At 72.1% G+C, this 12,116-nt stretch carries 9 protein-coding genes and 1 pseudogene; 8 read left to right on the top strand and 2 right to left on the bottom strand.

Annotated features, from left to right (window positions below; translation table 11 throughout):
• Positions 1–193: 193 nt before the first annotated feature.
• The 3 genes and pseudogenes from ACWPWV_RS18155 to clpX all read left to right on the top strand — a co-directional run.
• Complete coding sequence (locus tag ACWPWV_RS18155; protein WP_251153923.1) at positions 194–841, top strand: ATP-dependent Clp protease proteolytic subunit; 648 nt, start codon at positions 194–196, stop codon at positions 839–841.
• Between the two features lie 37 nt (positions 842–878).
• Positions 879–1,595: an ATP-dependent Clp protease proteolytic subunit gene (locus tag ACWPWV_RS18150; protein WP_454044292.1), complete on the top strand. Its 717-nt coding sequence runs from the start codon at positions 879–881 to the stop codon at positions 1,593–1,595.
• Positions 1,596–1,836: 241 nt separating this feature from the next.
• Positions 1,837–3,068, top strand: a pseudogene (gene clpX, locus ACWPWV_RS18145) (ATP-dependent Clp protease ATP-binding subunit ClpX); the annotation flags it as partial.
• A gap of 94 nt (positions 3,069–3,162) precedes the next feature.
• On the opposite strand, the gene ACWPWV_RS18140 reads toward clpX, so the two are convergent.
• A complete protein-coding gene (locus ACWPWV_RS18140; RefSeq protein WP_454044291.1) occupies positions 3,163–4,980 on the bottom strand; it encodes an AMP-dependent synthetase/ligase in 1,818 nt (605 codons plus the stop codon).
• Positions 4,981–5,122: 142 nt separating this feature from the next.
• On the opposite strand from ACWPWV_RS18140, the gene ACWPWV_RS18135 reads away from it, so the two are divergent.
• Positions 5,123–5,491, top strand: coding sequence for a chorismate mutase (locus ACWPWV_RS18135; RefSeq protein ID WP_454044290.1), 369 nt, complete (start codon positions 5,123–5,125; stop codon positions 5,489–5,491).
• 130 nt (positions 5,492–5,621) lie between these two features.
• Entirely contained in the window at positions 5,622–6,821 is a 1,200-nt protein-coding gene (locus ACWPWV_RS18130; RefSeq protein WP_454044289.1) for a baeRF2 domain-containing protein, read from the top strand.
• A gap of 67 nt (positions 6,822–6,888) precedes the next feature.
• On the opposite strand, the gene valS is transcribed toward ACWPWV_RS18130, so the two are convergent.
• Complete coding sequence (gene valS, locus ACWPWV_RS18125) at positions 6,889–9,720, bottom strand: valine--tRNA ligase (protein ID WP_454044288.1); 2,832 nt, start codon at positions 9,718–9,720, stop codon at positions 6,889–6,891.
• A gap of 91 nt (positions 9,721–9,811) precedes the next feature.
• Here valS and ACWPWV_RS18120 point away from each other — a divergent pair, with 91 nt between their 5' ends.
• Genes ACWPWV_RS18120 through ACWPWV_RS18110 form a run of 3 tightly spaced genes read left to right on the top strand, consistent with a single transcriptional unit; the run spans position 9,812 to position 12,116 of the window.
• Complete coding sequence (locus tag ACWPWV_RS18120) at positions 9,812–10,816, top strand: TIGR03557 family F420-dependent LLM class oxidoreductase (RefSeq protein WP_454044287.1); 1,005 nt, start codon at positions 9,812–9,814, stop codon at positions 10,814–10,816.
• On the top strand, positions 10,813–11,703 hold the full coding sequence (cofE, locus tag ACWPWV_RS18115) for a coenzyme F420-0:L-glutamate ligase (RefSeq protein ID WP_454044286.1): 891 nt from the start codon (positions 10,813–10,815) through the stop codon (positions 11,701–11,703). Before ACWPWV_RS18120 ends, cofE begins: the two co-directional genes overlap by 4 nt.
• A 26-nt stretch (positions 11,704–11,729) precedes the next feature.
• Positions 11,730–12,116, top strand: coding sequence for a hypothetical protein (locus ACWPWV_RS18110; protein ID WP_454044285.1), 387 nt, complete (start codon positions 11,730–11,732; stop codon positions 12,114–12,116).

Below are 12,116 nucleotides of genomic sequence, written 5' to 3'. Positions count from 1 at the left end.
CCCGTCCCGGGGTGCGGGGGCCGTCGTCGTGGCGGCGGTATGCGCCGTCAGCGAAAAGGGGCCTGGTCGGGACGAACGGCGGATGCCGTCCACGTTAGGGTCACTGCAACGGCGACGTCCCGGGCCGTACCGCACAGGCCGGTGGACGTCGCGACCGGGGCCCCGGCCCCGGAGACGAGGAGCGACGAAGGAGATGGACGTGAACGATCAGCTGCTGCGGACGGACGCCGCAGGTCCCCTGGCCCGAGCGGAGGGCGCCGGTCTCGGCCTCAACGACTCCATCTACAACCGGCTCCTCAAGGAGCGCATCATCTGGCTCGGCTCCGAGGTGCGCGACGAGAACGCGAACGCGATCTGCGCGCAGATGATGCTCCTCGCGGCGGAGGACCCGGAGAAGGACATCTGGCTCTACATCAACTCGCCGGGCGGCTCGATCACGGCCGGCATGGCGATCTACGACACGATGCAGTACATCCAGCCCGACGTCGCGACGATCGCGATGGGCATGGCGGCCTCGATGGGCCAGTTCCTGCTCTCGTCGGGCACCAAGGGCAAGCGCTACGCCACGCCGCACGCGCGCGTCATGATGCACCAGCCCTCGGGCGGCATCGGCGGCACGGCGACCGACGTCCGCATCAACGCCCAGCTCATCATGCACATGAAGCGGGTGCTCTCGGAGCTGACGGCCGAGCAGACCGGGCAGTCGCTCGAGCAGATCATCAAGGACAACGACCGGGACAACTGGTTCACCGCCGAGGAGGCGAAGGAGTACGGCTTCGTCGACCACGTCGTCACGAACGCCTCGTCGGTGACCGGCGGCGGCGGCACCACGGCCTCCTGACCCGCGACCGGACCCAGACTTCACCCGAGGAGAACCCGTGAGCTTCAGCGCCGAGTCCCAGTACCTGTCCACCGCGCAGCGCCTCGCCGGCGCGGGCGCCCGTCCGGGCGGCGTCGCGCTGCCCGGCGGCGCGCCGTCGGCCCGCTACGTGCTCCCGCAGTTCGAGGAGCGCACGGCCTACGGCTTCAAGCGCCAGGACCCCTACACCAAGCTGTTCGAGGACCGCATCATCTTCCTGGGCGTCCAGGTCGACGACGCGTCCGCCGACGACGTCATGGCCCAGCTCCTCGTGCTCGAGAGCCAGGACCCCGACCGCGACGTCATCCTGTACATCAACTCGCCGGGCGGGTCGTTCACCGCGATGACCGCGCTCTACGACACGATGCAGTACATCAAGCCGCAGATCCAGACCGTCTGCCTGGGGCAGGCGGCCTCCGCCGCGGCCGTCCTGCTCGCGGCGGGCCAGCCGGGCAAGCGGCTCGCGCTGCCCAACGCGCGCGTGCTGATCCACCAGCCCGCGATGGAGGGCGGCGGCTACGCGCAGGCGTCCGACATCGAGATCCACGCGAACGAGCTGATCCGCATGCGCGAGTGGCTCGAGGACACCCTCGCGCTGCACTCGGGCAACCCGGTCGAGCAGGTCCGCCAGGACATCGAGCGCGACAAGATCCTCACCGCCGCGCAGGCGAAGGACTACGGCCTGGTCGACCAGGTGCTCGAGAGCCGCAAGGCCGTCGTGGTCAACAAGCCCTGACGACTCGCACGGCACGCACGAGCCGGGACGATCACCACCGCGCCGCCGACTCCTCCGGGAGCGGCGGCGCGGTGCGTTCCGGGTGACGGACGTTGCAGAGATGTGACCTGCGCACGGGGAGCCCACCTGACAACGGGGGTCGCGTGGTGTGGAATGGGAAGAAGGACCCGCTCGGACGTGGCACCGGTCCGGACGTCGCGTGCGACGGCCCGGCCGGCCCACCCGGACAAGGAGACGCGTAGTGGCTCGTATCTCGGACGGCGCTGACCTGCTGAAGTGCTCGTTCTGCGGGAAGTCGCAGAAGCAGGTCAAGAAGCTCATCGCGGGCCCCGGCGTGTACATCTGCGACGAGTGCATCGACCTGTGCAACGAGATCATCGAGGAGGAGCTCGCCGAGGCGACGGAGCTCGGGCTCGTCGACCTCCCCAAGCCCCGCGAGATCTTCGACTTCCTCGGGCAGTACGTCATCGGCCAGGACCCCGCGAAGCGCGCCCTGGCCGTCGCCGTCTACAACCACTACAAGAGGATCCAGGCGGGCGAGTCGGCGAAGACGTCGTCCGACGACCCGGACCACGTGGAGCCTGGCGAAGTCGAACATCTTGTTGATCGGTCCGACGGGGACGGGCAAGACGTATCTGGCGCAGACGTTGGCGCGGATGTTGAACGTGCCGTTCGCGATCGCGGACGCGACGGCGCTCACCGAGGCGGGGTATGTCGGTGAGGACGTGGAGAACATCTTGTTGAAGCCTGGTGCAGGCGGCGGACTTCGACGTGAAGAAGGCCGAGCAGGGGATCATCTACATCGACGAGATCGACAAGGTGGCCAGGAAGGCGGAGAACCCGTCGATCACCCGGGACGTGTCGGGTGAGGGTGTGCAGCAGGCGTTGTTGAAGATCATCGAGGGCACGAGCGCGTCGGTGCCGCCGCAGGGTGGGCGCAAGCACCCGCACCAGGAGTTCATCCAGGTGGACACGTCGAACGTGCTGTTCATCGTGGCGGGGGCGTTCGCGGGGTTGGACGACATCGTGGCGGCGCGGGCGCGCAAGCGCGGGGTGGGGTTCGGTGCGCCGATCGACACGGGGGCGGGGGAGGACCTGTTCGCGCAGGTGCGTCCGGAGGACCTGCACCGGTACGGGTTGATCCCGGAGTTCATCGGGCGTCTTCCGGTGATCGCGTCGGTGGGGGCGTTGGACGCGGAGGCGTTGGTGCGGATCTTGACCCAGCCGAGGAACGCGTTGGTGCGTCAGTACCAGCGGATGTTCGCGATCGACGGGGTGGAGCTGGAGTTCACCGACACCGCGGTGGAGGCGGTCGCGGAGCAGGCGTTGCTGCGCGGGACGGGGGCGCGGGGGCTGCGCGCGATCATGGAGGAGGTGCTGCAGCAGGTGATGTTCGACGTGCCGTCGCGCGACGACGTGGAGCGGGTCGTGATCACCCGTGAGGTCGTGCTCGACAACGTCAACCCGACCATCGTGCCGCGCGCCACGACCCGCACCCGCACCCCCGCGAGAAGTCCGCCTAGGTCCACGGGGCCGAGCTCGTCGTCCGTCGACCCCGGGGTGCAGGTCAGGCGTCGGAGCCGACCCTCGCGCCGTACAGGTCGTCGATCGTGGCGGCGAAGTCGTCGATGACGCGGGCGCGCTTCACCTTGAGCGACGGCGTGAGGTAGCCGTTCTCCTCCGTGAAGTCCGTGTCGAGGACCGTGATCTTGCGGATCGACTCCGCGCGCGAGACGGCGTCGTTCGCGCGCTCGACGGCGCGGTCCAGGGCCACGAGCACCCGCGGGTCCTTCGCGGCCGTGGCGACGTCCATCTCCGGCAGCCCGTGCGTCGAGAGCCAGCCGGGCAGCATCTCGTGGTCGAGCGTCACGAGCGCACCGATGAAGGGTCGCTGGTCGCCCACCACGACGACCTGGCTGACGATCGGGTGGGCGCGCAGGCGGTCCTCGAGGACCGCCGGGGCGACGTTCTTGCCACCGGCGGTCACGATGATCTCCTTCTTGCGCCCGGTGATGCGCAGGTAGCCGTCGGCGTCGAACGAGCCGAGGTCGCCCGTGCGGAACCACCCGTCCTGGAGGGCCTCCGCGGTGAGGTCCGGCCGGTTGCGGTAGCCCCGGAACACGTGGTCGCCCTTGACCAGCAGCTCGCCGTCGGCGTCGATGCGCAGGGACGTGCCGGGGAAGGCCGGCCCCACCGTGCCGATCTTCGTCAGCCCGGGCAGGTTCACGGCCGTGGGAGCGGTGGTCTCGGTGAGGCCGTAGCCCTCGAGGATCCGCAGCCCGACACCCCGGAAGAAGTGCCCGAGCCGCTCGCCGAGCGGGGCGCCCCCGGAGATCGAGTGCGTGAGCTGCCCGCCCATCGCGCCGCGCAGCGTGCGGTAGACGAGGCGGTCCGCGACGGCGTGCTGCACCCGGAGGGACAGCGACGGGCCGCGTGCCGTGTCGAGCGCGCGGGAGTAGGAGATCGCCACCCTCGCCGCCCAGTGGAACGGCTTGGCCCTCCCGCCGGCGCGGGCCTTGTGCTCGGCCGAGTTGTAGACCTTCTCGAAGACGCGCGGCACGGCGAGCAGGAACGTGGGCCGGAACGTCCCGAGGTCCGCGACGAGGTTCTTGGTGTCGGAGCTGTGCGCGAGCACCGCGTCCGCCGCGACGACGACGACCTGGATGAAGCGCGCGAACACGTGCGCGAGCGGCAGGAACAGCAGCGTGCGCGCGCCGGGGGAGTCGAGGATCTCGGCGAGACCGGCACGGCCGTTCGTCGCGAGGTGGACGAAGCTGCGGTGCGTGAGCTCGACGCCCTTGGGGCGTCCGGTCGACCCCGACGTGTAGATGATCGTCGCGAGGTCGTCGGCGGACTGCGCGGAGCGACGACGGTCGATCTCCTCGGCGGCGACGTCCCGGCCGGCGGTCCGCAGCGCGTCGACCGCGCCGTCGTCGATGACGAGGACGTCCCCGAGACCGGGCAGGTCGGCGCGGACGGACGCGACGGCCGTGGCGTGCTCGGCGGTCTCCACGATCGCGAGGCGCACGTCGGCGTCGGAGCAGATCCAGTGCACCTGCTCCGGGGACGACGTCTCGTAGACGGGGACGGGGACGGCGCCGACGGCCCACGCGGCGAAGTCGAGGAGGGTCCACTCGTACCGCGTGTGCGACATGATCGCGACGTGGTCACCGGGCGCGACACCGCGCGCGACGAGCCCGCGCGCCACCGCCAGGACGTCGTCGGCGAACTCCTGGACCGTCATCGTGGTCCATGCGGCGCCCGGTGCGTCCCGTCGCTCGATCATCGGGGCCGACGCCGCCCGCGCGACGCGGTCGAGCAGGAGCGTGCTGATCGTCGCGCGGGGGGAGACCTCGACGAGGCTCGGCGACACGTGTTCCGTCATGAGGACTCTCCGCTGAGTGGGACGGTCAGGGTGGGACGGCGTGCCACTTTACTCCGTACTCGCGGTACTGCGTTCCATCGTCCCGGTGGCGCTCCCGCGGTCCGACGCCGACGACGGTGCGCGCCGGACCTAGGATCGGGGCGTGACGACGAACCCCGAGCAGCCGGCGCCGTCGGGCGCGCAGGACCTGCCTCCCGAGATCCTCACGCTGCGCGCCAGCATCGACAACATCGACGCCGCCCTCATGCACCTCCTCGCCGAGCGGTTCAAGTTCACCCGGCGGGTGGGCGAGCTCAAGGCGGCGGGCGGTCTCCCGCCCGCGGACCCCACCCGGGACCGGCAGCAGATCGACCGGCTCACCGGCATCGCGTCGGCGGCCGGCCTCGACCCGGACTTCGCCGAGGCGTTCCGCGAGTTCATCGTGCACGAGGTCATCCGTCACCACGAGCACATCGCCGCGGAGCACGCGGCGACGGGCGGTTCGGTCCCCGTCCTCGACACGTACTCCTGACCAGCGCCGGGCCGGGTGCGCGGTGGCGGGGCCTGGGGATCTGACGGACCCTGGGTGGGACCGAGGGTGGGCCGCCACGGTCCGTGACGCGGTCCGCCCGTCCAGCCGACGGACGTCATGAGGTGTTCGCATGAAGATCGATTGGCTCAAGCCCCTGCTCGGCCACCCCGGCCCCTTCGCCACCGTCTACCTCGACGCGACGCGGGCCAACGAGGCCGGGTACCGCGAGGTCGAGAACCGGTGGAAGGGCGTGCGCAGGGAGCTCCACCAGGAGGGAGCACCCGACGGGGTGCTCGACGACCTCGAGGAGGTGGTCCTGCGGCCGACGAGGGTCGCGGGCCCGCACGGGCGGGTGCTGATCGCCGACGAGACGGGCGTGCTCGTCGACCGTGTGCTCGACGCGCCGCCGCCGCTCACGTCCGGCACGTGGAACCGCGTGCCGGCGCTCACCCAGGTCGCTCGGGCGGCCGACCAGGCGGTGCGCCACGTGCGCGTGGCGGTCGACCGGACGGGCGCCGACCTCTTCTGGTCCGACGACGCCGGGCACGTGGGCGGCGGCAAGCCGGAGACCGTGGAGGGCGACCACGACGTCATCAACAAGGTGAGTTCCGGGGGATGGGGCCAGCGCCGCGTCGAGACCCGGGCCGAGGACTCCTGGGAGCGCAACGCCGAGACGGTCGCCGCCGAGCTCGAGCGCCAGGTCGCCGAGCACAGGCCCGAGCTCGTCCTCCTCACGGGGGACGTGCGAGCGGTCCCGCTGGTACGTCGCGCGCTGCCCCACAGCGTCGAGGAGATCACGGTCGAGGTCGCCGGCGGAGGGCGCGCCGCAGGCATCCACGAGGGCGCCTTCGAGGCGCACGTCGAGGACGCGCTCGACAGCTTTCGCGAGCGTCGACGCGAGAAGGTGCTCGCCGCGTACCGCCAGGAGCAGGGACGCGAGTCCGGGGCGGTGACGTCCGTCGACGACGTCGTCGCGGTGCTCTCCCGCGGCCAGGTCGCGGAGCTCGTCCTCGCCGACGCGAACGGGCAGGACGCCGGCCCGGACGGTCGCACGCTCTGGATCGGCCCGAGCCCGATGCACATCGCGGGCAGCCGCTCCGACATCGAGGCCCTGGGCGTGACCGAGGGGATCGAGGAGCTGCCGGCGACCGTCGCCCTCCTGCGTGCCGCCGTCGGGCAGGACGCCGGCCTGACGTTCGCCCCGGAGGGCAGCGTGGAGCTCATCGAGGGCGTCGGCGCGACCCTGCGGTGGACGGACGAGGGGACGCCGCGCGAGGTCGCGGCGACGATGTCCGGGGACGACTCGCGGCTGCGCGGCGAGATCATCTGACCGACGCGCGACGCCCTCCTCGCCGAGAGCGAGGAGGGCGTCGCGCTGCGTGGCCGAGGCGGCCGGCTCAGGCCTTCTTGCGGGCCTCCGGCTCGCCGAGCTCCGAGGAGACGACGACGATCCCGCCCTGGACGGCGGGGTCGCCCTGGCCCTCGCCTGCCGGGACGAGGTCGAGCGAGCCCGTCACGCGACCGCCGTTGCGGACGTCGACGACGGCGGCCTCCACCCCGGAGAGCGACGCCGCGGGGACGGCGACGGTCGCGGCGAGGATCGGCGTGCGCATCGACACCTTGGCCTCGGACTTGACCTTGCGCAGCGCGGCGAGCGCGTGGCCCGCGGCGGCGAGCACGGCGGGGTCGGCCGCGTCGGCGCCGGGACCGCGGGAGGCTTCCCGCGCGACGTCGGGCGTGGGCCACGGGGCGCGGTGGATCGACCCCTCGGACGCACGCCACCACGACCAGACCTCCTCGGTCGCGAACGGCACGAACGGCGCGAAAAGGCGCAGCAGCGTGTCGAGGGCGATCGCGAGCGCGACGCGGGCGGACCGCGTCTCGGGCGACACCTCCGACGCCGCGGCACCGGCCCCGTAGGCGCGGTCCTTGACGAGCTCGAGGTAGTCGTCGCAGAACGTCCAGAAGAACGTCTCGGTGGTCTCGAGGGCGCGCGTGTGGTCGTACGCCTCGAACGCCTCGGTGGCGCGCTCGACGACCGACGCGAGCCCCGCGAGCATGGCGCGGTCGAGCGTCTCGGTGACGGCTGCGGGGTCCAGGACGATCTCCCCGGTGCCCGTCTCGGCGTCGACGCCGAACGAGAGCGCGAACTTCGACGCGTTGAGGATCTTGATGGCGAGGCGGCGCCCGATCTTCATCTGGCCGACCTCGAACGCGGCGTCCGTGCCGAGGCGCGCCGAGGCGGCCCAGTAGCGCACCGCGTCCGAGCCGTGCTCCTCGAGCAGCCCCATCGGCGTGACGACGTTGCCCTTGGACTTCGACATCTTCTTGCGGTCGGGGTCGAGGATCCAGCCCGAGATCGCGGCGTTCCGCCACGGCAGCGAGCCGTGCTCGAGGTGCGACCGCACGACGGTCGAGAACAGCCACGTGCGGATGATGTCCTGGCCCTGGGGGCGCAGGTCCATGGGGAACACGCGCTCGAACAGGTCGGGGTCGACCTCCCAGCCGCCCGCGATCTGCGGTGTCAGCGAGGACGTCGCCCACGTGTCCATGATGTCGTTCTCGCCGACGAAGCCGCCCGGCTCCCCGCGCTGGTCCTCGGTGTACCCGGCGGGCACGTCGGACGACGGGTCGACAGGGAGGTCGTCCTCGGACGGGACGATCGGTCGGTCGTGGACGACCTCGCCCGCCTCGTCCACGGGGTACCAGAGCGGGATCGCGACGCCGAAGAAGCGCTGGCGCGAGATGAGCCAGTCGCCGTTGAGCCCCCCGACCCAGTTGTCGTAGCGCACGCGCATGAAGTCGGGGTGGAAGTCGAGCTCCTTGCCGCGCTGGAGCAGCTCGGCTCGCAGGTCGCGGCGCGAGCCGTCCCCGAGGGTCCAGTCCCGGCCGCCGTTGCGGATGTACCACTGGCGCGACGTGACGATCTCGAGCGGCTTGTCGCCCTTCTCGAAGAAGTTGGCCTTGCGCTGCGTCGCGACCGGCTCGCCGTCGAGGTCGCCGGAGGCGCGCAGGGCGTCCACCACGACCTGGCGGGCCGAGAACGTCGTCTTGCCGGCGAGGTCCTCGAACGCCGCGCGGCCGTGCGCGGACACGATCCACTCCGGGACCTCGCGGACGATGCGGCCGTCGCGCTGGATGATCGAGCGCGTCGGCAGCTGCAGCTCGCGCCACCACTGCACGTCGGTGAGGTCGCCGAACGTGCAGCACATCGCGATGCCCGCGCCCTTGTCGCGCTCGGCGGCGGGGTGCGCGAGGACGGGGAGCTCGACGTCGAAGAGCGGCGAGCGCACGGTCGTGCCGAACAGGTGCTGGTAGCGCTCATCGTCGGGGTGGGCCACGAGGGCGACGCACGCGGCGAGCAGCTCCGGTCGCGTGGTCTCGATGAAGACCTTCTCGCCGTCCGCGGCGTCGTCGCCCGCCTCGGCGTCGACGCGGTGGAACGCGACCTTGTGGAAGTGACCGGGGTAGTCGCGGGCCTCGAGCTCGGCCTGGGCCACGGCCGTCTGGAACGTCACGTCCCAGAGGCCGGGGGCCTCGGCCTGGTACGCCTCGCCGCGTGCGAGGTTGCGCAGGAACGCGCGCTGCGCGGCCGTCCGGGAGCGCGCGTCGATGGTCTGGTAGTGCTGCCCCCAGTCGACGGACAGCCCCAGGCGGCGCCACAGCTCCTCGAACTGCTTCTCGTCCTCGGACGTCAGGCGCTCGCAGAGCTCGATGAAGTTGCGACGGCTCACGGGCACCTGGTCCGCAGCCTTGACCGACTTCCCCTCGCCCCCCTCGTGCGGGGGCTCGAAGCCCTCCACGTAGGGCAGCGTCGGGTCGCAGCGCACGCCGTAGTAGTTCTGCACGCGGCGCTCGGTGGGCAGGCCGTTGTCGTCCCAGCCCATCGGGTAGAAGACCTCGAGCCCTCGCATGCGCTGGAACCGCGCGACGACGTCGGTGTGCGTGTACGAGAACACGTGCCCCACGTGCAGCGACCCGGACACCGTCGGCGGGGGCGTGTCGATCGAGAAGACCTGGTCGCGGGTCCTCGTGCGGTCGAACGCGTACGTGCCCTGCTCCGTCCAGCGCGCGTCGTAGGTCGCCTCGAGGCCGTCGAGGCTCACCCGGTCGGGTACTCCCGCGACCACCGCGCGGACGACGTCGCCGGCTGCCTGGCCGGCGGTGGGGGTCGTTGCTGCGGCGGGGTCTGCCGCGCCTGCGGGCGCGTTCGTCGGGAAGTCGCTCATGGTTCGACATTCTCCCAGATCCCGGCATGCGCGCCGACGACGTCTCGTGACCGTCTCGTGGTCCACTAGCGCCGGGCATAGGCTCGGCGACATGTCCTCTGACCTCACCGTCGGCTACGCAGCCATGCTCGAGCAGTTCCACCCGACCGAGGCCGTCGAGCTCTCGGCGTACGCCGAGGAGCACGGCTTCTCCGGCACGATGGCCGCCGACCACTTCCAGCCCTGGGTCCCCGCGCAGGGGCAGTCGTCGTTCGTGTGGAACGTGCTCACGGCGCTCGGCGAGCGCACGTCCGGCGACCTCGGACCGGGCGTCACCGCCCCGACGTTCCGCTGGCACCCCGCGATGGTCGCGCAGGCCTCCGCGACGCTCGCGGCGATGTACCCCGGTCGGCACTGGCTCGGGCTCGGCTCGGGCGAGGCGCTCAACGAGCACGTCGTCGCGGGCTACTGGCCCGAGGCGCCCGAGCGCATCAACCGCATGTTCGAGGCGATCGACGTCATCAAGAAGCTGTTCACGGCCTCGCTCGCGGGCAAGGACGTCAAGCACGCCGGGCAGTTCTACAAGATGGAGTCCACGCGGCTGTGGACGATGCCCGAGGTGCCGCCGGAGATCCTCGTCGCCACCGCCGGACCGGTGACGGCGAAGCGCGCGGGCCGGCACGCCGACGGGCTCATCACGGTCGGTGCGCCGCTCGAGAAGATCTCGATGCTCTTCGGCAAGTTCGACGACGGCGTGCGCGAGTCCGGGCGCGACCCGCAGTCCATGCCCAAGGTGCTCCAGCTCCACCTCTCGTGGGCGCGGACGGACGAGGAGGCGCTCGCCAACGCGATGCACGAGTGGCCCAACGGCGGCATGAAGTTCCCGAAGGCCGACATCCGGTCGCCGCACGACTTCGAGCAGATGGCCAAGCTCGTGCGCCCCGAGGACTTCGAGGGCCGCATGGTCATCTCGGCGGACCCGGACGAGCACCGCGCGTACATCCAGAAGTTCGTCGACCTCGGGTTCGACCGCATCTACCTGCACAACGTGGGGCGCAACCAGCGCGAGTGGATCGAGACCTTCGGGCGCGACGTCCTGCCGAAGCTCTCCCGGTGACGGCGTCCGCGGGCGGAGGGGACGACGCCGCGCGCCTGGCGGCGTGGGCGCCGTCGGGCCTGGGCGAGGTGCGCCCCGGCGACGACCTCGCGGTGCTGGTCGGCGACCTGCTCGCGGCCGGTGAGCCGCTCGCCGAGGGCGACGTCGTCGTCGTGACGAGCAAGGTCGTGTCCAAGGCGGAGGGCCGCGTGGTGGCCGCCGACGACCGCGAGCAGGCCATCACCGACGAGACCGTACGGGTCGTCGCGACGCGCGCCCGGCCGGGTCTGCCGCCGCTGCGGATCGTCGAGAACCGGCTCGGGCTCGTCATGGCCGCCGCCGGCGTGGACGCGTCGAACACGCCGGAGGGCACGGTGCTGCTCCTGCCGCGCGACCCGGACGCCTCGGCCCGCTCGTTGCGTGCCGCCCTGCGCGTGCGGTTCGGGATCGAGCGCCTGGGCGTGGTCGTGACCGACACGATGGGTCGCGCCTGGCGCGACGGTCTCGTCGACGTCGCGATCGGTGCGGCGGGGGTCACCGTCGTCGACGACCTGCGCGGCGGCGTCGACGCGCACGGCCGCCCGCTCTCCGTGACGGTCACGGCCGTCGCCGACGAGATCGCGTCGGCGAGCGAGCTCGTGCGCGGCAAGGCCGACGGCCGGCCGGTCGCGGTCGTGCGCGGGCTCGGTGCTCACGTGACCGCCGACGACGGTCCCGGCGCCCGGGCGCTCGTGCGGCCGTCCGCGGACGACCTGTTCCGCGAGGGCAGCGCCGAGGCGCACGCGCGGGGACGGGACGACGGGTACGCGGTGGGCTACCGCGACGGGTTCGCCGAGGCGTTCCGGGAGGGCTCGCCCGGACCGGAGGGGGGACCTCCGGGAGACGACGGGCGAAAGAGCTGGCCCTGACGTCGACGGGTGCCTAGCCTGCCGGGATGCTGCCCTCCACGTGGATCGAGCACCGCCGACCGGACGACCGCGAGCCCGTGGGCTGGATCCGCCCCGAGGGGGACGACTGGGTGGCCGTCTCCCTGCTGGGGCGAGACCTCACGGGTCCCGTCGACTGGCTCGCCGCGGAGGAGGCGCTCGAGGCCACCGGGCTGTCCTGGCTCGCCGACGTCTGGACGCTCGAGCAGGAGGGCGGCGAGCCGCTCCGGGTGCGTCTCGTCGAGGTCACGCCGGACCGGGTCGTGGTCCAGACCGACGACTTCGGCGCGATCGACGTCCCCGTCGTCCGGCACGAGCTGCCGTGGCCGGCCCCCGACGCGCTGCGGCCACGGCGTGCGGGGGACCCCGACGGCTGGGCGCAGGCCGCCGGCTGA

Source organism: Cellulosimicrobium sp. Marseille-Q8652 (assembly GCF_965112045.1).
The sequence above is the reverse complement of the archived record's forward strand: the minus strand, read 5'-3'. Positions and strand labels throughout refer to the sequence as shown.